This is a genomic window from Nocardia sp. NPDC059240 (assembly GCF_042753865.1).
Taxonomy (GTDB): Bacteria; Actinomycetota; Actinomycetes; order Mycobacteriales; family Mycobacteriaceae; genus Nocardia.
The window spans coordinates 226163-248637 of the sequence record NZ_JBHZAC010000004.1 but is presented as its reverse complement, the minus strand read 5'-3'; the positions used below and the strand labels follow the sequence as shown (position 1 = coordinate 248637).

At 68.0% G+C, this 22475-nt stretch carries 24 protein-coding genes; 12 read left to right on the top strand and 12 right to left on the bottom strand.

From position 1 onward, the window contains the following. Positions 1-29: 29 nt before the first annotated feature. The 3 genes from obgE to ACFXHA_RS15755 all read left to right on the top strand — a co-directional run bounded on the left by obgE (position 30) and on the right by ACFXHA_RS15755 (position 3500). Positions 30-1481 (top strand): GTPase ObgE, encoded by a 1452-nt coding sequence (gene obgE / locus ACFXHA_RS15765; protein ID WP_379357160.1) that lies wholly within the window; start codon positions 30-32, stop codon positions 1479-1481. 139 nt (positions 1482-1620) lie between these two features. After that, on the top strand, positions 1621-2721 hold the full coding sequence (gene proB / locus ACFXHA_RS15760; RefSeq protein WP_379358278.1) for a glutamate 5-kinase: 1101 nt from the start codon (positions 1621-1623) through the stop codon (positions 2719-2721). Between the two features lie 290 nt (positions 2722-3011). Then, complete coding sequence (locus tag ACFXHA_RS15755) at positions 3012-3500, top strand: DUF4254 domain-containing protein (protein ID WP_379357158.1); 489 nt, start codon at positions 3012-3014, stop codon at positions 3498-3500. Between the two features lie 153 nt (positions 3501-3653). Here ACFXHA_RS15755 and ACFXHA_RS15750 read toward each other — a convergent pair whose 3' ends face one another. Together ACFXHA_RS15750 and ACFXHA_RS15745 are read right to left on the bottom strand one after the other, a co-directional pair. Then, entirely contained in the window at positions 3654-4754 is a 1101-nt protein-coding gene (locus ACFXHA_RS15750) for a methyltransferase (RefSeq protein ID WP_379357156.1), read from the bottom strand. A gap of 125 nt (positions 4755-4879) precedes the next feature. Continuing rightward, positions 4880-5719, bottom strand: coding sequence for an SDR family oxidoreductase (locus ACFXHA_RS15745; protein WP_379357154.1), 840 nt, complete (start codon positions 5717-5719; stop codon positions 4880-4882). A 111-nt stretch (positions 5720-5830) separates the two neighbouring features. On the opposite strand from ACFXHA_RS15745, the gene ACFXHA_RS15740 reads away from it, so the two are divergent. Then, on the top strand, positions 5831-6343 hold the full coding sequence (locus ACFXHA_RS15740; RefSeq protein WP_379357152.1) for a MarR family winged helix-turn-helix transcriptional regulator: 513 nt from the start codon (positions 5831-5833) through the stop codon (positions 6341-6343). A gap of 11 nt (positions 6344-6354) precedes the next feature. Here ACFXHA_RS15740 and ACFXHA_RS15735 read toward each other — a convergent pair whose 3' ends face one another. From ACFXHA_RS15735 to ACFXHA_RS15725, 3 genes are all read right to left on the bottom strand, one after another. Next, a complete protein-coding gene (locus ACFXHA_RS15735) occupies positions 6355-6519 on the bottom strand; it encodes a hypothetical protein (RefSeq protein WP_379357150.1) in 165 nt (54 codons plus the stop codon). A 35-nt stretch (positions 6520-6554) separates the two neighbouring features. Further along, the gene (locus ACFXHA_RS15730) at positions 6555-8687 is read right to left on the bottom strand and encodes a RecQ family ATP-dependent DNA helicase (protein ID WP_379358276.1); all 2133 of its coding nucleotides are present in this window, start codon (positions 8685-8687) and stop codon (positions 6555-6557) included. 161 nt (positions 8688-8848) lie between these two features. Continuing rightward, positions 8849-9457 carry a TetR/AcrR family transcriptional regulator gene (locus tag ACFXHA_RS15725; RefSeq protein WP_379357148.1) on the bottom strand — a complete coding sequence of 203 codons (609 nt, stop codon included), beginning with the start codon at positions 9455-9457 and terminating at the stop codon, positions 8849-8851. Positions 9458-9523: 66 nt separating this feature from the next. On the opposite strand from ACFXHA_RS15725, the gene ACFXHA_RS15720 reads away from it, so the two are divergent. Further along, positions 9524-10270, top strand: coding sequence for an MBL fold metallo-hydrolase (locus tag ACFXHA_RS15720; RefSeq protein WP_379357146.1), 747 nt, complete (start codon positions 9524-9526; stop codon positions 10268-10270). A gap of 118 nt (positions 10271-10388) precedes the next feature. Continuing rightward, on the top strand, positions 10389-10868 hold the full coding sequence (locus ACFXHA_RS15715; protein WP_379357144.1) for a hypothetical protein: 480 nt from the start codon (positions 10389-10391) through the stop codon (positions 10866-10868). Between the two features lie 26 nt (positions 10869-10894). Here the strand turns inward: ACFXHA_RS15715 and ACFXHA_RS15710 are convergent, their stop codons facing one another. From ACFXHA_RS15710 to ACFXHA_RS15700, 3 genes are all read right to left on the bottom strand, one after another. Continuing rightward, on the bottom strand, positions 10895-12118 hold the full coding sequence (locus tag ACFXHA_RS15710) for an RtcB family protein (protein WP_379357142.1): 1224 nt from the start codon (positions 12116-12118) through the stop codon (positions 10895-10897). A 106-nt stretch (positions 12119-12224) separates the two neighbouring features. Beyond that, positions 12225-13448, bottom strand: a complete 1224-nt coding sequence (locus tag ACFXHA_RS15705; RefSeq protein WP_379357140.1) for a glutamate ABC transporter substrate-binding protein — start codon at positions 13446-13448, stop codon at positions 12225-12227. A gap of 189 nt (positions 13449-13637) precedes the next feature. After that, positions 13638-14201: a TetR/AcrR family transcriptional regulator gene (locus tag ACFXHA_RS15700; protein WP_379357138.1), complete on the bottom strand. Its 564-nt coding sequence runs from the start codon at positions 14199-14201 to the stop codon at positions 13638-13640. An 83-nt stretch (positions 14202-14284) separates the two neighbouring features. On the opposite strand from ACFXHA_RS15700, the gene ACFXHA_RS15695 reads away from it, so the two are divergent. The 3 genes from ACFXHA_RS15695 (at position 14285) to ACFXHA_RS15685 (ending at position 15687) form a co-directional block, all read left to right on the top strand. Further along, positions 14285-14725: a nuclear transport factor 2 family protein gene (locus ACFXHA_RS15695; RefSeq protein ID WP_379357136.1), complete on the top strand. Its 441-nt coding sequence runs from the start codon at positions 14285-14287 to the stop codon at positions 14723-14725. A gap of 99 nt (positions 14726-14824) precedes the next feature. Next, a complete protein-coding gene (locus tag ACFXHA_RS15690) occupies positions 14825-15322 on the top strand; it encodes a MarR family winged helix-turn-helix transcriptional regulator (RefSeq protein WP_379358274.1) in 498 nt (165 codons plus the stop codon). Then, a complete protein-coding gene (locus ACFXHA_RS15685) occupies positions 15319-15687 on the top strand; it encodes a DUF5313 family protein (protein ID WP_379357134.1) in 369 nt (122 codons plus the stop codon). The genes ACFXHA_RS15690 and ACFXHA_RS15685 overlap by 4 nt, the downstream gene beginning before the upstream one ends. 21 nt (positions 15688-15708) lie before the next feature. Here ACFXHA_RS15685 and ACFXHA_RS15680 read toward each other — a convergent pair whose 3' ends face one another. The 4 genes from ACFXHA_RS15680 to ACFXHA_RS15665 form a co-directional block, all read right to left on the bottom strand. Then, positions 15709-16107 carry a DUF4189 domain-containing protein gene (locus tag ACFXHA_RS15680; RefSeq protein ID WP_379357132.1) on the bottom strand — a complete coding sequence of 133 codons (399 nt, stop codon included), beginning with the start codon at positions 16105-16107 and terminating at the stop codon, positions 15709-15711. Positions 16108-16207: 100 nt separating this feature from the next. Beyond that, the gene (locus ACFXHA_RS15675) at positions 16208-17161 is read right to left on the bottom strand and encodes an alpha/beta hydrolase (protein ID WP_379357131.1); all 954 of its coding nucleotides are present in this window, start codon (positions 17159-17161) and stop codon (positions 16208-16210) included. 30 nt (positions 17162-17191) lie between these two features. Further along, entirely contained in the window at positions 17192-17944 is a 753-nt protein-coding gene (locus tag ACFXHA_RS15670) for an SDR family NAD(P)-dependent oxidoreductase (RefSeq protein WP_379357129.1), read from the bottom strand. A 22-nt stretch (positions 17945-17966) separates the two neighbouring features. Then, on the bottom strand, positions 17967-19094 hold the full coding sequence (locus ACFXHA_RS15665; RefSeq protein WP_379357127.1) for an LLM class flavin-dependent oxidoreductase: 1128 nt from the start codon (positions 19092-19094) through the stop codon (positions 17967-17969). Positions 19095-19269: 175 nt separating this feature from the next. On the opposite strand from ACFXHA_RS15665, the gene ACFXHA_RS15660 reads away from it, so the two are divergent. From ACFXHA_RS15660 to ACFXHA_RS15650, 3 genes are read left to right on the top strand one after another with little or no spacing between them, the layout of a single operon-like run. Further along, positions 19270-20025: a glucose 1-dehydrogenase gene (locus tag ACFXHA_RS15660; protein WP_379357125.1), complete on the top strand. Its 756-nt coding sequence runs from the start codon at positions 19270-19272 to the stop codon at positions 20023-20025. A gap of 12 nt (positions 20026-20037) precedes the next feature. Then, complete coding sequence (gene kstD, locus ACFXHA_RS15655; RefSeq protein WP_379357123.1) at positions 20038-21717, top strand: 3-oxosteroid 1-dehydrogenase; 1680 nt, start codon at positions 20038-20040, stop codon at positions 21715-21717. Between the two features lies 1 nt (position 21718). Further along, the gene (locus tag ACFXHA_RS15650; RefSeq protein ID WP_379357121.1) at positions 21719-22450 is read left to right on the top strand and encodes a glucose 1-dehydrogenase; all 732 of its coding nucleotides are present in this window, start codon (positions 21719-21721) and stop codon (positions 22448-22450) included. The last annotated feature ends 25 nt before the right edge of the window (positions 22451-22475 follow it).

The following is a 22475-nucleotide window of genomic DNA, read 5'->3' as shown; positions in this document are numbered from 1 at the left end:
ACTAGTCCTGAAGGAGGATGATCACCGATATGTCCAAATTCATCGACCGTGTTGTTTTGCACGTCAGCGCGGGCAAGGGTGGGCACGGGTGTGCCTCGGTGCGGCGTGAGAAGTTCATGCCCCTGGGCGGCCCCGACGGCGGTAACGGCGGCAATGGCGGGGATGTGATCCTCGAGGTCGACCCCAATGTCCATACGCTGCTGGACTTCCACTTCCACCCGCATGCCAAGGGCGGCAACGGCAAGCCCGGTGAGGGTTCCAACCGCAATGGCAAGCAGGGCGAGGGCCTGCTGTTGAAGGTTCCGGACGGCACCGTGGTGATGAGCACCGACGGTGAGGTCCTGGCCGACCTGATCGGCGTCGGCTCGACCTATGTGGCGGCCCAGGGTGGCCGCGGCGGGCTGGGCAATGCCGCGCTGGTGTCCAAGTCGCGCAAGGCTCCCGGTTTCGCCCTGATCGGCGTGGACGGCGAAGAGCGCGATCTGGTGCTCGAGCTGAAGTCGGTGGCGGATGTGGGCCTGGTGGGCTTCCCGTCGGCCGGTAAGTCCTCGCTGGTGTCGGTGCTGTCGGCGGCCAAGCCGAAGATCGCCGACTACCCGTTCACCACGCTGGTGCCGAATCTCGGTGTGGTGCAGTCGGGTGACAATACTTTCACCGTGGCCGATGTGCCCGGCCTGATTCCGGGTGCGAGCGAGGGCCGCGGCCTGGGCCTGGATTTCCTGCGACACCTGGAGCGCTGCGCGGTGCTCGCCCACGTGGTGGACTGCGCCACGCTGGAGCCGGGCCGCGATCCGATCTCGGATGTGGATGCGCTGGAGGCCGAGCTGTCCGCGTACCAGCCCGCGCTGGTGGGCGATGCCAGCCTGGGCGATCTGGCGGATCGCCCGCGCATCGTCATCCTCAACAAGGCCGATATCCCGGAGGCCGACGAGCTGGCGGAGTTCGTGCTGCCGGAGTTCGAGAAGCGCGGTTGGCCGGTGTTCAAGATTTCGGCGGTGAGCCGGGAAGGGCTGCGGCCCTTGACCTTCGCGCTCGCGGAGATGGTCGCCGAGTACCGGAAGGCGCATCCGAAGGCGGAGCCGAAGCGGCAGATCATTCGCCCGGTTGCCAAGGGCGAGAGCGGTTTCAAGGTACTGCCCGATCCCGAGGTCGAGGGCGGCTTCATCGTCGTCGGCGAGCGGCCCGAGCGCTGGGTCAACCAGACCCAGTTCGACAACGACGAGGCCGTGGGCTACCTGGCCGACCGTCTGGCCCGCCTCGGTGTCGAGGACGAGCTGGTCAAGCTGGGTGCCGAGCCGGGTTGCTCGGTGACCATCGCGGACTACTGCTTCGATTGGGAGCCTTCGATTTCCGCCGGTGTGGAGACGTTGCTGACCCGTCGTGGCGTGGACCCGCGCCTGGATCAGACCGAACGTATCGGTGCCGCGGAGCGCAAGCACGCCTCGCGTGCACGCCGCGGTCTGATCGACGACGACGAGTAGGGCTGTGCCGCAGGGCCGTTCGCGACGAGGCGGGCGGCCGGTGTGGTGGGACGACGGATTCGGGTGCGACGGTGCTGCGGCATCGCGGGCGAATTGAGGTGTGGTGCAAGTGGTTTCGAGTGGCACTCCGATCACCGAGCTGAGCGCGGCGCGGCAGGCGATCGCGTCCGCGCGCAGTGTCGTGGTCAAGATCGGTTCGTCGGCGCTGACCAGTCTGGAGGGCGGTCTCGACACCGGTCGGCTGGACCGGCTCGCCGACGCGGTCGAGGCCCGCATGCGCGCGGGCTCGGACCTCGTCGTGGTGTCCTCGGGCGCGATCGGCGCGGGCATGGCTCCGCTCGGATTGTCCAAGCGCCCCAAGGATCTCGCCACCAAGCAGGCGGCCGCGAGCGTCGGGCAGCTGGCCTTGGCGCACGCGTGGGGGACCTCCTTCGCCCGCTACGACCGGGTGGTGGGTCAGGTGCTGTTGAGCGCCGGCGACTTCGGCCGCCGCGAACCGCACCGTAATGCCCAGCGCACCCTGGACCGGCTGCGCTCGCTGCACGCGATCGCGGTGGTGAACGAGAACGACACCGTCGCCACCGAGGAGATCCGCTTCGGCGACAACGACCGGCTCGCGGCGTTGGTCGCGCACCTGGTCGGCGCGGACGCGCTGATCCTGCTCTCCGACGTCGACGGCCTCTATGACGGCGACCCGCGCAAGGGCGCCGCGAACTTCATTCCCGAGGTGCGCAGCAGCGCCGACCTGGACGGCGTGATCGCCGGTTCCGGCGGCGCACTCGGCACCGGCGGCATGGCCTCCAAGCTGTCGGCCGCCCGCCTGGCCGCGGATGCGGGCGTCCCCGTGCTGCTGGCCGCGGCTTCCGATGCGGCGGCGGCTCTTTCGGGCGCGACCGTCGGCACCGCCTTCGCCCCCCGACCCACCCGCCTGTCCGCCCGCAAGTTCTGGGTCCGCCACGCCGCCGACGCGCGCGGCGCGGTGCATCTGGACGCGGGCGCGGTGGCCGCGGTGGCCGAGCGCCGCCACTCCCTGCTGGCCGCCGGCCTCACCGAGGTCACCGGTCACTTCTACGGCGGCGATGTGATCGACCTGATCGCCCCCGACGGCCGGATCGTGGCCCGCGGCGTGGCCGCCTACGACAGCGACGAACTCGAAACCATGAAGGGCCGTTCCACTTCCGACCTCCCCGACAGCATGCAGCGCCCGGTCGTCCACGCCGACGATCTGGTCAAGGTGTAATCGAAGGGCGCTTCGGGTTACGGCCGAATTGCGTTGGGGGAGAGGGAGAGTAACGGGGCCGGACCGGTCGGTTGGTCTCGGCGTTCAGGGGCAGTCGGAGGGCGGGGGAAGGGCAGTGGGCGGGACGGCCCGAGCGGTCATCCTGGAAGAGCACCCGGTGCCGCATCGAGATGTGCCCTTCGCCGATAGCGGTTGCCCGGATCCGGCGCGGTCCGCCCTTGCCGCGCCGGGCTCGCGGTCCGGTGACCGCCCGCGGCCCCGGGTGCGCCCGCACCGCCGTGGAGGTAGGTATGTACGTACCCCAACCTGATAGCACACAGCTGTGGCGGGCGAGCGGCCGTGACAGGTTCGCCGATCGCCCGGTACTGCCCGACTGGCATGAGCTGCTGGCGGCCTTCTGCGGTCATATCGGCGATCAGCCCGACGACCACATGGTCACCCGCTGGGCCCGGGCACTGGCCGAACTGCACCTGCAGCGCCGGGAGCAGCCCGGCGATACCGGTGGGATCGACGAACTACGCACGCAACTCGTCACGTTCATCGACGAGTGGGTGTCGAGCCGGGCGCTGCCGAGGGGTGTAGCGCGGGCCGAATCGCTCGGGGCCGTGGTGGACGCCATGGCGGCGGCGCATGTGCGCGCCGTGCATCTGCTCAAGACGGCCGAGAACGTCTCGGACGAACAAGTACACGCCGCCTGGTTCCTGTTGGCGCAGATGGCGGACGGCTGGACCGATCGGGCCGCAGGGGTTGTCGGCCCACGCGTCCGTCGCTCCGCCTGAAAGTTGCTGCGCGACAACGGAAGCAGGGAGGCGGCAGCCCGTGACGGGCGGGCGGATTGCGCCGCGTCCGCCCACACGGGCAGCGTCGACGGGTCCGGGTGTGATCGCTACCTGGGGCGATCAGCACCCGGACCGTCGTCGGCGCCCGGCACGTCACCAGGCCGGATGGGCCTCGATCACACAGTCGGGCGCGGCCGTGTGCACCACGCGGGTGAGCACGAAACCGCTGCGGGAGAGCAGATTTCCGAACTCGGTCTGGGTGCGTTCGCGGCCGCCCTGCGTATTGACCAGCATCTCCAGGTCGATGACCTTGCCCGGGTGGGGCCGGTGGTGTTCCGGCATGACGATTTCGATGATCAGCAGGCGCGCCTCGGCCTCCATGGCGGTGCGGACGGTGCGCAGGATGCGTTCGGCGTCCTCGTCTCCCCAGTCGTGGACGATGTGCTTGAGCAGGTAGGCGTCACTGCCTTTGGGGACGCTGTCGAAGAAGCTGCCGCTCTCGAAGGTGAGGCGGCCGGTGAGGCCCGGTCCCAGCAGTTGTTCGGGCAGGCTTTCCACGACGCGCGGCAGGTCGAAAACGGTGCCGCGCAACGATGGATGACGCTCGAGGATATCGACGAGCAGGCTGCCGCGACCGCCCCCGATATCCACGATCGAGGCGAAATGGCCGAAATCATAGGCGGCCTGCAAAGGTTCGGAGGCCAGCGAGCTGACGCTGGTCATGGCGCGGTCGAAGACCTCCCCGACCTCGGGATGCTGTTCGGCGTACTCGAAGAACCCCATGCCCGCCAGTTCGGGCCATTGGGACCGGCCGTGCCGCACCGAGTCGGTGAGGTGGGTCCATGTCCTGCGGTGCAGGTCGTTACCCAAGAGCAGGAACAGATCTCGCAGCGACACCGCGGCGTCCCCGCGCAGTGACTGCGAGATCGCGGTCAATTGATAGGACCCGTCGCGCCGCTGTGCGAACACGCCGCCGCTGACGAGCAGCCGCATCAACCGGCGCAGCGCGTCGGCGTCCGCGCCGACGGCGCGCGCGAGGTCGGCCGGTTGCCGGGGCCCGTCGGCGAGTGCGTCGGCGATGCCGAGTTCGGCTGCGGCGCACGTGGCCTGGGTGAGATAGCCGATGGTGGACAGTTCCAGTAATGCGATGTGCCCGGGCACCATGCGCCGGTGCAGCGCGGCGAGGCCGTCGCGGAACCAGGCGAGTGCGCGCAGGAGGGGCAGCGGCGGGGCTTTGGGTGCTGCGGACGCCATGATGAACTCCCCAAGATCGTTGTGGCGACTGCGGGATTTGTCTGAGCCTACGCGCCGCGCCCCAGGTGGACAGCGGTTTCCGTGACGGCCCGGCAACTCTTCCGGCGGGCCGCCGGACGGGTGGGTCAGGCGGCGGTGAAGGCGGCCGCGTTCTCCCGGGCCCACTGGCCGAAGGTCCGGGCCGGGACACCGAGCAGGGTTTCGGTGGTGTCGGCCGGCGCCTGCGGGTGGTCGGCCACCTCGGCCCAGGTCGACAGCAGCGCGTCCGCGATGAAGGGCGGCATGGTGTGCAACATCTGCTCCCGGGCGGCCTCGGGGGTGACGGTGACGACGGGGATCTCGCGCCCGATGGCCGCCGACAGTTCGGCGATCTGCGCGCGGAAGCTGATCGGCTCCGGGCCGGTGAGGGAGACTGTGCGACCGCGCAATTCGTCGCCGGTGAGGGCGGCGATCGCGATGTCGGCGATATCGAGGGGGTGGATCATGGCCAGGGCGGCCTGCGGGAAGGGGAGCTCGATCGGCTGCCCGGCGGCGATGGCCTCGATCCAGCCGAGGGCATTGCTGTCGAATCCGCCGGGACGCAAGGTCGTGGTGGCGAGAGTCGAAGCGGCGAGCGACCTTTCGACGGCGACGTGCATCGCTCCGATGGGATTGCCGTCGGGATTCGGGCCGTCGACCGCGGCGGACGACAGCAGTACGACGTGCTCGACCCCGGCCTTCTCGGCGGCGACGGTGAACGCGTCGGCGAGTGTGGGGTTGGCGTAGAGGAAGACCTGGCGCACGTCTTGCAGTGCGGCGGAGAGTGTTTCGGGATCATCGCCGAGAGCGACGGCCTCGACTCCGGCGGGGAGGTCGAGCGCGGACGGGTCTTTGCTGGTGACGCGGACGGGGAGACCCCGGGCGTGCAGGGCGTCGAGGACGGCGCGGCCGATCTGGCCGCGGGCACCGGTGACGAGGATGGTCATGGCGAACTCCGATCGAGTGAGAATCCATGCATATGGACAAATGCATGCTGTCATGCACACATCTGACAGTCAACACATATATTCGGAACCGCATGCAGATACGATGTGCACATGACACCGGACGACCGCACCCCCGACGAGCTGCTCGATGCCATCGGCCCGGCATTCGGCAAGCTCAAGCGCGGCGTCCTGCAGGAGGTCGAGAACCCCATCTCCACCAAGGACTCGACCCGGGCCATGGTGTTGGGCGTGGTGCTCGGCTGCCCGGCGGTCGCGCAGGAGCAGCCCGGGCAGGTGGGGGAGAGCGGGGAGATGACCGTCGGCGGCATCGCGGCCGCCATGTGCGTGGACCCGTCGGTGGCCAGCCGCATGGTCACCGACAGCATCAAGGCGGGTTATCTGCGCCGCGTGCCTTCACAGCTCGACGGTCGCCGCGCGGTGCTCGAACTCAGCTCCGAAGGTCTGGAGTTCATGGCCCGCTTCCGCAAGCAGCAGCGCGCCGCGTTCGAATACATCACCGCTGAGTGGTCGGAGACCGATCGGCTCGACTTCGCCCGCCTGATGCTGCGCTACGTGGACGCCATCGACGATCTCAAGAACCGCAAACCCACCGCGGAAGCCTGAGCGCTGCCGGGCTACCCGGTCCCGTACCGGGCAGCATCCCGGTCCGGGTCGTAGTCGGACCCGTAGTCCACTGCCGCGGGCTCGGTGTCCTTCTCCTCGATGAACTCGGTGGGCTCGGGCGGTAGCTTGCGCCAGCGTGCTCGCGGATCGGGTTCGTCGTTCGGAGTGTCGGTCATGGTGTCTCCCTCCCGATTCGACGGTACGCGCGAAATCAGGACGGGGTGGCGAGGGCGAAGGGGAGGACGGCGGGGGCGCCGGCGGCGCGTAGGGTGCGGGCGGCCATGGTGAAGGTCCAGCCGGTGTCGGTGAGGGCGTCTACCAGCAGGACGGGGCCGTCGACGGCGCTGAGATCCGTTGTCTCCCAGGCATTGTGGAGGGCCGCGATGCGGTGGGCGGAGTTGGCGGCCGAGACCGGCGGGAGGTCGGGGCGCAGGTGCAGGACGCCGAGATCTCGGAGGCGGCCGACCTCGGCGAGGCGGGCCGCGAGGGAACGCGTCAGGGTCGGGCGGGTGCCGGAGTCCAGGGCGATGACGGCGGTGGGGCGCTCGGCCCAATCCCATTCGCGCAGCACCGTTGTGCAGAAACGGAATACCTCGTCCGGGATGGGGGCGTCGGGGCCGTCGAGCAGGGGGCGCAGGCGCTGGCCCCAGCCGAGGTCGCTGAGGCGGCCCAGGACGCGGCCGGTCTCGGCTCCGCCGGTGATCTTGCCGGACAAGGAGATTCCGAGTTTGGCCAGACCGGTGGGCCACTGCTTGCGGGGCGCGAGATCGATGCCGGGCCGGTCCAGGCGGGTGCGGATCTCGGCGAGGGCGGTCTGATCGATGGTGGTGTCCTGGCGGGTGCCGGTGCAGTTGTCGCAGCGGCCGCAGACGGTGCCCAGGGCCAGGCCGGGATCGTCGAGTTGACTGCGCAGGAACGTCATTCGGCAGCCGGTGGTGGCCTCGTAGTCGATCATGGCCTGCTGTTCGGCCTCGCGGGCGACGCTGAGGCGTTCGTAGCGTTCGGTGTCGTAGGTCCAGGGTTCGCCGGTGCCCAGCCAGCCGCCGCGCACCCGGCGCACCGCACCGTCCACATCGAGGACCTTGAGCACCATCTCGAGGCGGGAGCGGTTGAGTTCCACCAGCGGTTCCAGGGCGGCGGTGGACAGCGGGCGGTCGGTGTCGAGGGCCGCGAGCACCGAGCGCACGATGTGTTCGCGGGGGAAGGCGACCGAGGCGAAGTAGCTCCAGATCTGGCGGTCCTCGTGGCCGGGCAGCAGCACCACCTCGGCGCGTTCGGTGCCACGCCCGGCACGACCGACCTGCTGGTAGTAGGAGATGGGGGAGGAGGGTGCGCCCAGGTGCACGACGAAGCCGAGATCGGGCTTGTCGAAACCCATTCCGAGGGCGGAGGTGGCGATGAGCGCCTTCACCTCGTTGTTCAGCAGCGCGATTTCGAGGTGTTCGCGTTCGGTCGGGTCGGTCTGGCCGGTATAGGCGGCGACGGTGTGCCCGTGCGAGTTCAGCACGTCGGCGAGATCGTGGGCGGCGGCGACGGTCAGCGTGTAGACGATGCCCGAGCCCGGCAGCTCCTGCAGGCGCTTGCTCAGCCATGCGGTGCGTTCGACCGCGTCCGCGATGCGCACCACCGACAGGTGCAGTGACTCGCGATCCAGGCTGCCTCGCAAAACCAGTGTGTCCGTGCCGATCTGGGTGGCGACATCGGTCACCACCCGGTCGTTGGCGGTGGCCGTGGTGGCCAGCACCGGCACATCCGACCCGAGATCGGCGATGAGCGTGCGGATCCGGCGATAGTCGGGCCGGAAATCATGTCCCCAGTCCGAGACGCAGTGCGCCTCGTCGATCACGACCAGCCCCGCGTCGGCGGCCAGCTTGGGCAGCACCGAATCCCGGAAGTCCGGATTGTTCAACCGCTCCGGGCTCACCAGCAGCACATCCACGTCCCCGGACGCGACGCGCGCGTGAATGTCGTCCCACTCGGTGACATTCCCCGAATTGATGGTCGCCGCAACGACTCCCGCCCGTTCGGCCGCCGCCACCTGGTTGCGCATCAACGCCAGCAACGGCGACACGATCACCGTCGGCCCCCGCCCCTGCGCCCGCAGCAGCTTCGCCGAAATGAAGTACACCGCCGACTTGCCCCACCCGGTCCGCTGTACCACCAGCGCCCGCCGCCGCCCCACCACCAGCGCCTCGATGGCCACCCACTGGTCCTCCCGCAGCCGCGCTGCGGGACCGGCGAGCTCGCGCAGCAGCCGTTCCGCGTCCTCGCGCAATCCGCCCGCTCCGGGCTGGGCAGGGGCGAGGTCGGAGGCATTCGAGTCGGCTGAGGTCACGCCGACCATCGTGCCCCACCGCACCGACACCGCGCCCGCGCCGCCCGCATCTTGGTCCAACTTCGCACCCCCGACTCACGGCCGTGAGCGAATTCGGTTGGCCGAACACCGCACCCGAGTGGCCCGATTTCAGGCCCTGGGGGCGGCTGAAATGCTTCGTTTCGGGTGGATCAGCGGACAGCGGCCAGATGCGCGGAGACGAGAGTGTCGACCAGATGGTCGAGGGGGAGCCACGGGAAGCTGGGGCGATCCTGGCGCAGTGTGATGAGGCCGTGCATGCCCGCCCACAGGCATTGAGCGGTGGCGGCGGGGTCCGGGGCGCCGGTCGCGGCCGCGGTGGCGGTGAGCAGTTCCATGGTGGGGAGGCCGGGGAGCTGACCCGTGGTGGGTTCCCAGCCAGGGGTTCCGGCGGTGCCGAACAAGACGCGGTAGTGGCCGGGATTGGTGACGCCGTAGTCGACGAAGGCGTGGCACAGGGCGGAAAGTCGTTCGGCGGCAGCGGTTTCGGGGATGGGTGCGAGGGCGGTCAGCAGCGCCTCGCGGAGTTCGCCGAAACGGAGCCGGTAGACGGCCGTGAGGAGTTCGCGTTTATCGGCGAATTGCAGGTAGACGCTCTGTGGGGCGACGCCGGCGGCGCGGGCGACGGCGCGCAGGGACAGGGCCTCCTGGCCGTCGAGGTCTTCGAGGAGGCGGCTGGCGGCGGTGACGAGTTCGTCGCGCAGGAGTGCGCCCTGGCCTCGGCGGTTACGGCTGCGGGCGGTGACGGGTCGGTCGGGCACGTTGACAGGGTAACAAGACGGGCGTCTACTTAGTTTAAGTAGACGCCCGTCTTGTTAGGAAACGTCATGCTCACCGTGACCCGTGTCGTCCATGCCAGCGCCCTCCTCGATTTCGGCGGAGCCCGAATCCTCACCGACCCGTGGCTGTCGGAGACCCGCTTCTATCGGCAGGGCGAACCGCGCGCCTTCGCCACCGCGGCCCAGCTGCCGGAGTTATCCGGCATCGTCATCAGTCACGGCCACTACGACCACTGTGATCTGGCTGCGCTGATCACCTATCCCGATAAGTCGGTGCCCTTCGCGGTGGTGCCGGGTCTCGCGAAACAGGTGCGCGCGGCGGGGTTTCCGAACGTGGTCGAGCTCGCGCCCTGGCAGTCCACGCGGCTGGGGCCGGTCGAGGTGACCGCCACTCCGGCCAGCCACGGCGTCCCCGAGGTGACCTTCGTGCTGCGCGCCGACGGTCACGCCGCCTTCTTCGGCGCGGACACCCTGCGCATCGCCGAATTGGACGACATCGCAAGGCGTTTCCCGGATCTGGATCTGGCTCTGCTCCCGGTCAACGGCCTGCGCATCCGCCCGGCGCTCAACAAGCAGGTGGTGATGGATGCTGTCGAGGCGGCCGATCTCGCCCGTGTCCTGCGTCCACGGGTGGCGGTGCCGATCCACTACGCCTTCTCCAGCGGGCCCCTCGGCGACCGTCTCATGACCAAGGGTGACCGGGCCGGGGCGGAGCATTTCCGTGCCGCCGCAGCCGATCTCACACCGGCGACAAACGTACAAATCCTCCCAACCGGACACGCATTCGCGCTGTAAAACACCGGTGAACAGCGCCTTGGTTGCGGAGCGGTCAAGATCGCGCGGAATCCCGTGGGCGGACGGACAATAGGGTTCCGGGCACGAAGGGCGTCCGGGGGTGCGCAGGGAGACGCAGATGCCGGAGAAGTTCCCATCGCCCGCGGGGTGGACTCCGCCCGGGGCGCAGTTTCGCAGTAGTGGCGGGGTGTCGCGAACGCTGACCGGCGCGCTGGTGGGGTTGTTGATCACCCCCGTCGGCATTGCCCTGGCCGCTCGCGGCGCGGCGGGAACCAGGCAGTGGACGATTCTCGGGGATTTCGCCGACCGGGTCGGCTCGACCTTCGAGATCCTGATCGCCGCGATCCTGTTCCTGATCGTCGCGGCCATGGCCGCCTATTCGCCGGCGGGCACCATGATCGCCGGGCTGGTGTGGGGGGTGCTGCCCGGGATCATCCATTTCATCTTCCCGGACGACACCTTCCGGCTGATCGGTGATCTGCCGGTGTCCGATGACATGCACATCGCGCTGTTCCAGTGGCTGCAAACGGGATTCCCGCTGATCGTGGGCATCCTGCTGGTGGGTGCGGGTGCAGCGGCGACCTTCCGCCGCCGCTGACCCGTCTCAACCCTGCACGCCCCGACTCAGCCCTTGACGCACAGCACCTGACGCAGCGTGGCCACGATGTCGACCAGGTCGCCCTGAGCCGCGATGACCTGGTCGATGTCCTTGTAGGCCGCGGGGATCTCGTCGATCACCCCGGCGTCCTTACGCGACTCCACGCCCTCGGTCTGCGCGACCAGGTCGGCGACCGTGAACTGCCGCTTGGCCGCATTACGGCTCATCCGCCGCCCCGCACCATGCGACGCCGACTGGAACGAGGCCGGATTTCCCTTGCCCCGAACCACATACGACCGCGTACCCATCGAGCCCGGAATCAGCGCGAGATCACCCGCGCCCGCCCGCACCGCACCCTTACGGGTCACCAGCATGGGCATCCCGTCGATGACCTCCTCGGCCACGTAGTTGTGGTGGCACGAGATGGGTGTCTCGAAACGCACTGCCAGACCGTCGAATTCGGTGCTCACCGCCTTGCAGACCAGGGCCAGCATGACGGCACGGTTGCGGGCCGCATACTCCTGCGCCCAGGTCAGGTCGCGCCGGTAGGCATCCATTTCCGATGTCCCGGAAAGGAATACGGCCAGATCGCGATCGGGCAGGTCGACATTGTGCGGCAGGGTGCGTGCGACGGCCATGTGCCGCTCGGCGAGTTCCTTGCCGATATTGCGGCTTCCGGAGTGCAGCAGGATCCAGACGCGCTGTTCGGTGTCGAGGCAGACTTCCACGAAGTGGTTGCCTCCACCGAGGGTGCCCATCTGCTTGTGCGCCTTGGACTCTCGCACGTGCACGGCCGGATCCAGGGTGTCGAACGACTTCCAGAACCGCTCCCAGCCCGCCCGCATGGTGGTGCCGGCCGCGTGCTGGCCGAAGACCTCCGCGTTCAAGCGGTTCACGTTCACCGGATCGTCGTGCGCGCCGAACCCGACCGGCACGGCCGCTTCGATGCGCGACCGCAGCGAGTGCAGGTTGTCGGGCAGGTCGGCCGCGGTGAGCGAGGTCAGCACCGCTTCCATCCCGCAGCCGATATCGACTCCGACGGCCGCCGGGGCGACCGCGTCCTTCATGGCGATGACGGATCCGACCGTCGCGCCCTTGCCCAGGTGCACGTCCGGCATCACCCGTACGCCGTAGACCCATTCCAGTTGCGCGATATTGCGCAGCTGCTGCAGTGCGGCCGGTTCGACCTCGTGCTCGTGGGCCCACATGAGCGTCTGCGCCCGAGTACCGCGCAGCTCGACGGGAAACATTGGACTGTCCTTTCTTTCGACTGCCGTCGAGGGTAGGTGCACCGCCCGTCCCGGTGCACCGCATTATTTCGGCGGTCGCGTCCAACTCGGAGTTCTCCGAAGCAGCTCAGGGTTCGACGAAGTCGGCGGCCAGGCTGCAGAGTTTCCAGGAGCCGTTGCGGCGGACCATGCTTCCGGTGTAGTCGATGTCCTTGAAGTAGCTGCGGTATTTCTCGGGGACGTTTGTGAAGGTTTCGTGGAATGCGAAGGTCGCGGAGTTCGGGTCGTTTTGTGTGACTCCGGTGACGGTATTGGTGTAGCCCGCGTTCTTCACCTCCGCGCCGAGGTTTTTGTCGAATTGCGGGGTGTACTGGAAAACGATTTCGTCGATGGTGTCGGCGGTTTCGGGGCAGACCAGGGAGCGGAAACCTTCCCAGTCACGGGCATTGGAGGTGGCGGCGACGGCCTTGGCGGCATTCACCAATTCGGGATCCAGGGTGGTCGGATCGCCGGGTTCGACGGCTTTATCGGGTGCGTTGAAGACCACCGGCGCGGGCATCGGCTTATAGCCACTGGCAGCCAGATTCGCCTCCATGGCGCGCCGCCAGCTGCCGTCGTCGATCATCAGCCGGATCGCGGAGGTGACGCGGTTCTGCAGCTCGAGATCGCCCTTGTGCACGCCGACCCCGTAGCGCTCGCGGGTGAACCGGTGCCCGACCACACGCAGCACGCCGGGATGCTCGTGGGCGTATCCGGCCAGGATGACGTCGTCGGTGGTGACCGCGTCGATGGTGCCCGCGATCAGGTCGGAGACGCACTGCGCGTAGGTATCCCGGGTGGAGAGCTTCACATTGTGGGCGAAGCTGCGGCGGATCTTGTCGGCGGAGGTGGAGCCCTCGGCGGTGCACACGGTGCGCCCGTCGAGGTCCTCGGGCTGGTCGATGGCGCGTTCGCTCTGCCGCACCAGCAGGTCCTGCCCGGCCAGCAGATAGGGCCCGGCGAAGGAGACGAGTTGCTGGCGCGCGGCGGTGATGGAGTAGGAGGCGACGATGAAATCGACTGTGCCGGAGTTCAACAGGTCCTCGCGCTGTTCCGAGCGGGCCTCGCGCCAGGTGATGTGTTCGGGGGTGACGCCGAGCTTGTCGGCGATGTAGACGGCGGTGTCGACATCGAAGCCGTGGGGTTTGCCGTCCGGTCCCCGGACCGACAGTCCGGGCTGATCGAATTTGATCCCGACGGTCAGCGTGCGCGGGGGTGGCTGTTGCGGGGCGGCCTCGGGTTTCGGGGTGTTGCCGCAGGCTGCCACCGCCAGACCAGCCGTGACGGCGACGGCACGGATCGCACGCTTCATCGAACCTGATCTCCTGTCGTCAACTCGAACGAATGAACTTCGAAGAACAGCCCCGGGCCGCGGTGCCGGAAAGGCAACCGATCAGCACATGGTGCATCAAAGCATCCGAGTTGCAAAAACGTGCGGACATTGCGGAACTATGCGGGCGATTCGCCCTCGTTTCAGTTCCTTCCGCAATATTTCAGCGACTTATTGCCCGACGTTTGCGCGCAGGCCGTCGGTGATCACGGCGAAGATCCGATCGCGCAATCCCGGGTCTGCCCCAGACTCGTGTACGGCGAGAAAGACGCCCTTGATGATGGCCAGCAGGTCGTCGACGCCGATCTCCGGCCGCACCGCTCCGGCGTCCTGTGCCCGGGAAAGCAAGGTGGCCAGAGCGGCTTTGAAATCCTCGGACACCGTGCGCGGGTATTGTCCGCCGCCGGTTCGCAGGGCGTCGGCCAGGTCGCGCTTGACGCCGCCCTGCAGCACGAGCTTCGCCAGGTAGTCGAAGAACACCGTCCCGGGGTCGTCGGCCTCGGTGAGTTCGCGCGCGTGCGCGGTGATCTTGTCCACCTGATCGACGATGGCCGCCTCGAAAAGTGCTTCCTTGGTGGGGAAGTGGCGATAGACGGTGCCTGCCCCGACGCCGGCCCGGCGCGCGATCTCGTCGAGCGGTACCGAGATGCCTTCGGCGGCAAAGGCTTCCTGGGCGGCGGCCAGGACCCGCTCGCGATTGCGGCGGGCATCGGCGCGCAGGGGGCGTTCCGTCACTCCGTCAGCGTACCCACCGTTGACAACCGGGGCGCACGCCCCGAATATTAAACGGGTTCAACGTTCCGTTTTTGGAGGTAGTGGTGCCCACATCCGTCGAAACCCCTCGTGACGTCGTCCTGCGCCTGTTCGAGGGCCTGCCCTCCCGTGATGCCGACCGCTTCGCGGCGCTCATGGCCCCGGATGCCGTCTTCGAGATCCCGTTCCTGATCCCCGGTCAGCCCGATCGCCTCGAAGGCCGTGAGCAGATCCGCGACTATCTCGCCGCACGCTGGTCCGGTGGAGTCATGGCCGGGGTGGTCGTGCACAGCATCCGCCCGACCGTGCATGAGACCACCGAGCCCGGCCTCTTCATCACCGAGTGCGATATCGACATCACCCGCCCGGATCAGCCGCGGGCGTGGGTTCGCAGCTCCGTCAATGTGATTCGCGTCGAGGACGGCCTGGTCACGCTGTTCCGCGACTATATGGATACCGGCCGCATCGTCACCCTCATGGCGTCGCTGGCGCAGCAGCAGGGCTGAGCATGTGACGCCAATTACTCATCGAGTCGTCGACTAACAGTTAGTGCATTAACTATTATTGCCCTAACCAAGGCGACCGAGGAGGGCGAAGCGGTGGACGTGAAGGCGGAGACCGGGTTCGAGGCGATCGACCCGTTGCAGCTGGACCGGCAGGTTTGCTTCGCGCTGGCGGTGGCGAATCGGGCGGTGCTCGCGGTGTATCGCCCGCTGCTCGAACCGATGGGGCTGACGCATCCGCAGTATCTGGTGATGCTGGCGCTGTGGGGTGAGGCGCCGATGTCGGTCAAGGACATCGGCGAGGCCATTCAACTCGATTCGCCCACGCTCTCCCCGCTGCTCAAGCGGCTCGAGGCGGCCGGGCTCATCACCCGGCGGCGCGATGCCCACAACGAGCGCAGTCTCGTGGTGGATCTGACCGACGCCGGGCGGGAGCTGCGTCGCGAGGCCGAGAAGATTCCGCCCGCGGTGGTGGCGCGGCTGGGGGTGAGCCTGGCCGATCTCGAGGAGTTGCGCGAGGTACTCGGCCGGGTCAACGCCGCGGCGCGGCAATCGGTGTTAGCCGACCCCGAACAGTCGATGAAGGGAAACCGGAAATGAAGCGCCCCAACCCTGTTCAGTGGATCGGCTACACCTGCGGGCGCGTGCTGCCCGAGGATCTACGGGAGTGGGTGCGCAACGATCTCACCGGCACCTGGGCGGTGCCGCGGCACATCGTGCGCCAAATGGTGCCGATGCTCCCGGTTTTCGCGCTGGCGTTCCTGCTGCCGGGTGAGGTGGCGCTGAAGCTGGCGGTGATCCTGCTCGGCGTGCTGCTGGCGCTGTTCTACATCGTCGCCTACATGCCGATGAACCGGGCGCATCGGCTGGTGAAGCACGGCTTCCCCGAGGATCTGGAGAACCCGACCCGTGCGGCCCGTCGCGCCGCCGAACGCGCGGCCTACGAGGCCCAGCACCCGCACTGAGCCCCGGCCCGAAAGTCGTTGTTACTGATAGTCCTTGGTGCAGGTGCTGGCCACCACGTGGGCGGCGACGGCCTGGGCGCTGCCGAGGTCCGGGAACGGGGGAGCGCTCTGGCCCAGTCCGGCGATGGCGTTCTGCTGAGCCTCGTCCAGGCTGCCGCCGACGGCCCAGCCCCAGGTGCCGTCCGCGCCTTGGGCGACTGCCCCGCAGCCGTCGGTGAAGCGCAGCACGATCTCGCAGTCGTAGTTGGCGCAGCTGCGGATCGCGGCGGCGTCGGCGGCGACCTTGCTGGTGTCGGACTCGGCTACGGCGCTGTTCTTCAGGCGTGAGAGCGCCAGCGTGCCATAGCCGCCGGGCGCGGCGTGCGCGGAACCGGCGACGGCGGCGGCAAGCGTCATGGCCGCCAGAGCGGTGCCTGTCACGGACGAGATGTGGCGTGCGACCGACAAGTGATTTCCTCACGTTTCAAACGGGTGAACGCAAGCGATGCTAACCCGTCCGGTTGTGAACCCACTGGGAATTTCACATGACGGGTGTGCGGGCCAACGCGCGCCGCAGCGCTTCGAACGCGATGGTGTTGGCGCGCTCGGTTTCTCGCAGATGGAAGGCCATCGACATGAAACCGTGCACGGTGCCGTTCCAGCGGTGGATCTCGGTGTCGATGCCGGCCTCGCGCAGCAGGCGGCCGTAGGTCTCGCCCTCGTCGCGCAGTGGATCGAATTCGGCGGTGGCGATGTGCGCGGGCGGCAGTCCGGTCAGGTCGGCGATCAGGGGATTGGCGTAAGGGTCGGACCGCTCGGCGTCCGAGGACAGGTATTGCTGCCAGTACCAGCGCAGATGCGCCGCCGTGGTGAAGTAGCCCTCGGCGTTGGAGGTGTAGGACGGGCTGTCGCAGTTCGGGTCGAGCATCGGGTACATGAGCAGCTGGAAGGCGATGTCGGGGCCGCCGTTGTCGCGGGCGGTGATGGCCGCGACGGTGGCGAGATTGCCGCCCGCGCTGTCCCCGGCCACGGCCAGCCGGTCCGGGTCGCCGCCCAGGGATTCGGCATTGTCGGCGACCCAGCGCAGTACCGCGTACGCGTCGTCGGCGGCGGCCGGGAAGTGCGCGTCGGGGGCGCGGCGGTAGTCGACGGAGATCACGATGACCCCGGCGGCATTGGCCATGGTGCGGCAGAAGCGGTCGTGGGAATCCAAGCCGCACAGCACGAATCCGCCGCCGTGATAGAAGACCACCACGCCCGGAACTGCTTCGGCGTCCAGTGGGCGGTACAGCCGCACCGGCACCTCGGGGGCGTCCTCAGGTCCGGGGACCAGCCAGTCCTCGACCGCCGCAACGGGAATGGGTGCCACGGCGGGGGCGGGGCGGGCGGCCAGGAAGGCCCGCGCTTCGGCGGCGTCGAGCACGTCGGTGCCCAGTGCCGGGAACGCCGCGCTGGCGGCGTCGACGAAGGTCTGCCATTCGGGTGACAGGGTCATTTGCGGTCCTTCCTGGATCTCGCTGTGCTGCTACATGTTTCGCGGGATGAACTTGCCCGCCGCGAGGCCGCCGTCGACGGTCACCTCCGCGCCGGTGATGTAGGCCGAAGCGTCCGACGCCAGGAAGGCGACCAGTTCGGCGACCTCTTCGGGCAGGCCGGTGCGCTCGAGCGGCAGGGTCGGGAAGCTGCCGGGGCCGGTGGTCAGGTAGGGGACCATCGGGGTGGCGATCGGGCCGGGATGCACGGAGTTGACCCGGATCTGGGCCGGGCCGAGCTCCAGGGCGGAGATCTTGGACAGGCCGCGCAGGCCCCACTTGGAGGAGCCGTAGGCGGAGTGGTTCATCAGGCCCTCGAGTCCGGCCTGCGAGGAGATGTTCACGATGGAGCCGCCGCCGGCCGCGGTCATGGCGGGGAGCACGGCCTTGATGCCGCGGAACGCGCCGACCAGGTTGACCTGCAGGATCCGGTCCAGCTCTTCGGGACTGGTCTCGGTGAGCGGCTTCATGATGTAGATGGCCGCGTTGTTGACCAGGACGTCCAGCTTGCCGAAGGTGTCGACGGCGACCTTGACGGCGGCCTCCCAGCTGTCGGCGTCGGTGACGTCGTGGCGCACGAAACGCGCTGCCTCGCCGAGGGATTCGGCGAGTTCCTTGCCCTCGGTCTCCAGTACGTCGGTGATGACCACTTTCGCGCCGCGCTCGACGAACAGTCGCGCCTCGGCCGCACCCTGGCCGCGCGCGGCACCGGTGATCAGGGCGACTTTGCCTGTCAGATCAGCCATTTCGACTTCCTTCTGCTCTCTGCTACTTATTTCGGAAGTGGGGGATGACCTTCTCCCCCCACTGACGGATGGTTTCGAGGCACGCTTCCTGCGGCACGGTGCCCATCTGGATCAGGCACAGGATCTCGTCGGCCCCGGCGGCTTGCAGGCGTTCGACGTACGCGATGGCGTCGTCGGCATTGCCGTAGGCGTGCTCGGTATTGAAGATGGCGGTGGATCCGGACTTCACCGGAATCTTGGCCTCGTGCAGGAAAGCGACGTGCTCGTCGGCGATTTCGCGCATCTTGGCGACCTCGTCGACGCCGGGTTCCACGGCCTCGTCGGGCACCGGGCCCGCGCCGTAGTAGTACTTGATGGACTGTGCGAAGAAGCGTTGCCCGCGTGCGCCGATCTGCTGGGCCTGTTCACGGTCGTCGAGCACGATGGTCGGGCACAGTGCCGCGAAGTGATCGTTGACGACGGTGGAGACGAACCGTTCCCCGGTGCGTGCGGCAATGGCGTCGTCGTAGATGCCGCGTAGCTCGGCGATCTCCTCGATGCCCGCGAAACCCAGTACCAGCGCGCCGATTCCGTAGTCGGCGGCCAGTTTCAGAGTGTCTTTCTTGGTGCACGCCATGAACAGCGGCGGATGCGGGCGCTGGACCGGTCGCGGCAGCAGGTGGTGTGGCTCGATGTCCAAAAGCTCACCGTGGTACTCGAATTCGCCCTCCGGGTCCTGCCAGGCGGTGGCGATCATCCGCAGGGATTCCTCGACCTCCTGATAGGTGCGGTCGGGATCGACTCCGCACATGGAGGTTTCGACGGCGGTCGCGCCGCGGCCCGCGCCGAGGTTGAGGCGGCCGCCGGAGAGCACGTCCAGCATGGCGGCGCGTTCGGCGGTGCGGACGGGGTGATTGAAGCCGAAGGGCATGCAGACCACGCCGTGGCCGATGCGCACCCGCGTGGTTTTGGCGGCCACATAGGTCAGGAAGATTTCCGGGGCGCTCATGTGCGCGTACCACTTGAGCCCGTGATGCTCGACCGCCCACACCGCGTCGAAGCCCATCTCGTCGGCGAGCACCGCCTGTTCGACACAATCCCGCAGCACCTGGGCTTCGTGGGCGGCGGTCGGATCGGTCATCTGGGCCTCGAAGATCATCGAGAACTTCATCCGGACTCCTTGCCGCGACGCTTCCGCACCCCCACCGGGGCCTTATGTCTAACCGGAATACTTCTGCACTCATAACCTCAGGTCATCGGGATGTCTCAGTGGTCGGGACCACACCGTGCCGCCTTCGCGCATCCGGACTTAGCGTCGGGAGACGAGCAGAGGAAGGCAGGATTCGGTGGGACAGCTGGACGGCAAGGTAGCGCTGGTGACCGGTGGCGCGCGCGGCATGGGAGCGGAGCATGTGCGCCGTTTCGTGGCCGAGGGCGCGCGGGTCGTGTTCGGTGACGTGCTCGACGACGAGGGCAAGGCCCTGGCCGCCGAGCTGGGCGATGCCGTGCACTACGTGCACCACGATGTCACCAGCGAATCCGATTGGCAGGCAGCGGTTTCCGCAGCAACCACCAAGTTCGGCAAGCTGGACGTGCTGGTCAACAATGCCGGGATCCTGCGGTTCAAGCGCATTGTCGAGATGAGCCTGGACGAGTTCCAGACCATCATGAACATCAACGTGACCGGCTCCTTCCTCGGTATCAAGACGGCCGCGCCCGCGCTGACCACCGCCGGTGGCGGGTCCATCGTGAATGTCTCCTCGGTCGAGGGCTTCGTCGGTGCGGCGGGTCTTTCCGCCTACAGCGCAAGCAAGTTCGCGTTGCGCGGGCTCACCAAGTCGGCCGCCCGGGAGCTGGGGCACTCGGGTATCCGGGTGAACTCGATTCATCCCGGCGGTATCGCCACCCCCATGACGGCGTCCGTGGCGGGCGCGTCCGGAGTGGACGGCAACAGTTTCTTCTCCGAATTGCCCATTCCGCGCTGGGGTCAGCCGGTCGAGGTGTCCGAGGTGGCGTTGTTCCTGGCCTCGGATGCCTCGAGCTATTGCACCGGAGGCGAATTCGTCGTCGACGGCGGCATGCTGACCAGCTGCGGCTATTAAGGATCGAGATTCATGGAATTCGAATTCGACGTCGTCGTCGTGGGTTCGGGTGCAGCGGGCATGACCGCCGCGCTGACCGCCGCCTACCGGGGCCTGTCGGTCACCCTGATCGAGAAGAGCAGCCTGTTCGGCGGGTCCACCGCGCGTTCGGGCGGCGGCATCTGGGTGCCGAACAACCCGGTGCTGCAGGCCGCGGGCGTGCCGGACAGCCCGGAGATGGCCCGCACCTACCTGAAAGCCGTTGTCGGTGACCGGGTTCCGGAAGCCAAGCAGCGGGCTTTCCTTGAGCAGGGCCCGGAGATGTTCCGCTATATCGGGGCTCGCTCCAAGCATTGGGCGTTCGCCTATGACCGCGGCTACTCCGACTATCACCCGGAGTTCCCGGGCGGGCTGGCGCAGGGCCGCAGCATCGAGCCCAAGATCATCGACGGCCGCCTGCTCGGCGCGGATCTGGACAAGATCAACCGCCCGACCATGTCCGCGCCCAAGGGCATCGCCATCACGGTCAGGGACTTCCACGACCTGAACATGATCGCGCGCACGTGGGCGGGCAAGAAGACCGCCATGAAGGTCGGCGCGCAGACCGCGTTCAACCTGATCAAGGGCGCGAAGCCGCTGAGCCTGGGCAAGGCCCTCGCGGCCCGATTGTGGCTGTCGCTGCGGGACGCGGGCGTGCCGGTGTGGTTGAACACCCCGCTCACCGAACTGATCGTGGAGAACGGCGTGGTGGTCGGCATCCAGGCCGAGCACGAGGGTCGCCCGGTCACCATCAAGGCCCGGCGCGGTGTGGTGCTGGCCGCGGGCGGCTTCGAGCACAACCTGGAGATGCGCAAGCAGTACATCGACGGGCCGCAGGACACCGGCTGGACCGTGGGCGCGACCGAGAATGTCGGCGAGGGCATCCTGGCGGGCCAGAAGGCCGGGGCCGCAGTCGATCTCATGGACGACGCGTGGTGGGGACCTTCGGTCCGCAACCCCGACGGCCCGCCGTTCTTCATGCTGGCCGAGCGTTCGCAGCCGGGCGCGATCGTGGTCGACGCGAATGGTCAACGCTTCGTCAACGAGTCCGCGCCGTACGTGAATGTCGTGCACACGATGTACGAGCAGGAGAAGAAGGCGCCGGGCAGCATTCCGGCGCACTTCATCTTCGATCAGAACTTCCGTGACCGGTACCTGTTCCTGGGCAACTTCCCCAAGCGGCCGCTGCCCCAGAAGTACTTCGACGCGGGCATCATCAAGCAGGCCGACACCCTCGCCGAACTGGCTGCCAAGCTGGGTGTCCCCGCGGACAAGCTGGCTGCCACCGTGCAGCGCTTCAACGGTTTCGCCGTGAACGGCCGCGACGAGGACTTCGGGCGCGGTGACTCGGCCTACGACCGCTACTACGGCGATCCAACCGTCAAGCCCAACCCGACCCTGGCCCCGCTCGAGCGTGGCCCGTTCTACGCGGTCGAGATGGTGCCGGGCGATCTGGGCACCAAGGGTGGTCTGGTCACCGATGAGCACGCCCGCGTGCTCGACGATCAGGGTGCGGTCATCCCGGGCCTGTACTCGGCGGGCAACAACTCCGCCGCCGTGATGGGCAACGACTACGCCGGTGCGGGCGCGACCATCGGTCCCGCCATGGTGTTCGGCTACATCGCCGCCAACCATCTCGCCGACATCGAATCCGAAGAGGCACAGGAGAACTGACATGGGACGGGTCGATTCGAAGGTCGTCATCGTCACCGGCGGCGCGCGCGGCATGGGGGCGGCCTTCGCCCGCAAGCTGGCCGCCGAGGGCGCGCAGGTGGTGATCACCGACGTGCTGGTGGAAGCCGGAGAGGCTGTCGCGGCCGAAATCGGTGCTGCCGCACGCTTCTTTCCGCTCGACGTGACCGACGAGGCCGCCTGGAACGACGTGGTCGCGCGGACCGAGGCGGCCTTCGGGCCGGTGTCCGGGCTGGTCAACAATGCGGGCATCGTGCACGTGGACCCGATCGAGAAGCTCTCGGAAGCCGACTATCGCAAGGTGATCGACGTCAACCAGGTCGGTGTGTTCCTGGGCATGAAGGCCGTCATCGGCTCCATGCGCCGGGCCGGAGTGGGTTCCATCGTGAACATCTCCTCCACCGGCGGCCTGATCGGCTACAACAACATCCTCGGCTACGTGGCCTCCAAGTGGGCTGTGCGCGGAATGAGCAAAACGGCGGCACAGGAATTCGCGGCCGACAATGTCCGCGTCAATTCCGTGCACCCGGGGATCGTGGCGACCGAAATGGTCGCCACCTCGGATCGGTCGGCGAATATCGCGGCCAATCAGCCGATCGCCCGGCCCGCCCGCCCCGAGGAACTGGCCAATCTGGTCCTGTTCCTCATCTCCGACGACTCCTCCTACAGCACCGGCTCCGAATTCGTGGCCGACGGCGGCTTCACCTCTCAGTAGTAACTCCGTTGCGAGACAAGGAAAC

What these genes read in the sequence shown, in the direction of transcription:
- ACFXHA_RS15710 (WP_379357142.1), bottom strand. Translation starts at nt 12,118, where the DNA reads ATGTTTCCCGTCGAGCTGCGCGGTACTCGGGCGCAGACGCTCATGTGG.
- ACFXHA_RS15740 (WP_379357152.1), top strand. Translation starts at nt 5,831, where the DNA reads ATGACACCGGACGACCGCACCCCCGACGAGCTGCTCGATGCCATCGGC.
- ACFXHA_RS15685 (WP_379357134.1), top strand. Translation starts at nt 15,319, where the DNA reads ATGAAGCGCCCCAACCCTGTTCAGTGGATCGGCTACACCTGCGGGCGC.
- ACFXHA_RS15650 (WP_379357121.1), top strand. Translation starts at nt 21,719, where the DNA reads ATGGGACGGGTCGATTCGAAGGTCGTCATCGTCACCGGCGGCGCGCGC.
- ACFXHA_RS15750 (WP_379357156.1), bottom strand. Translation starts at nt 4,754, where the DNA reads ATGGCGTCCGCAGCACCCAAAGCCCCGCCGCTGCCCCTCCTGCGCGCA.
- ACFXHA_RS15745 (WP_379357154.1), bottom strand. Translation starts at nt 5,719, where the DNA reads ATGACCATCCTCGTCACCGGTGCCCGCGGCCAGATCGGCCGCGCCGTC.
- ACFXHA_RS15730 (WP_379358276.1), bottom strand. Translation starts at nt 8,687, where the DNA reads ATGGTCGGCGTGACCTCAGCCGACTCGAATGCCTCCGACCTCGCCCCT.
- ACFXHA_RS15665 (WP_379357127.1), bottom strand. Translation starts at nt 19,094, where the DNA reads ATGAAGTTCTCGATGATCTTCGAGGCCCAGATGACCGATCCGACCGCC.
- ACFXHA_RS15675 (WP_379357131.1), bottom strand. Translation starts at nt 17,161, where the DNA reads ATGACCCTGTCACCCGAATGGCAGACCTTCGTCGACGCCGCCAGCGCG.
- ACFXHA_RS15735 (WP_379357150.1), bottom strand. Translation starts at nt 6,519, where the DNA reads ATGACCGACACTCCGAACGACGAACCCGATCCGCGAGCACGCTGGCGC.
- ACFXHA_RS15755 (WP_379357158.1), top strand. Translation starts at nt 3,012, where the DNA reads ATGTACGTACCCCAACCTGATAGCACACAGCTGTGGCGGGCGAGCGGC.
- obgE (WP_379357160.1), top strand. Translation starts at nt 30, where the DNA reads ATGTCCAAATTCATCGACCGTGTTGTTTTGCACGTCAGCGCGGGCAAG.
- ACFXHA_RS15720 (WP_379357146.1), top strand. Translation starts at nt 9,524, where the DNA reads ATGCTCACCGTGACCCGTGTCGTCCATGCCAGCGCCCTCCTCGATTTC.
- ACFXHA_RS15670 (WP_379357129.1), bottom strand. Translation starts at nt 17,944, where the DNA reads ATGGCTGATCTGACAGGCAAAGTCGCCCTGATCACCGGTGCCGCGCGC.
- ACFXHA_RS15705 (WP_379357140.1), bottom strand. Translation starts at nt 13,448, where the DNA reads ATGAAGCGTGCGATCCGTGCCGTCGCCGTCACGGCTGGTCTGGCGGTG.
- kstD (WP_379357123.1), top strand. Translation starts at nt 20,038, where the DNA reads ATGGAATTCGAATTCGACGTCGTCGTCGTGGGTTCGGGTGCAGCGGGC.
- ACFXHA_RS15715 (WP_379357144.1), top strand. Translation starts at nt 10,389, where the DNA reads ATGCCGGAGAAGTTCCCATCGCCCGCGGGGTGGACTCCGCCCGGGGCG.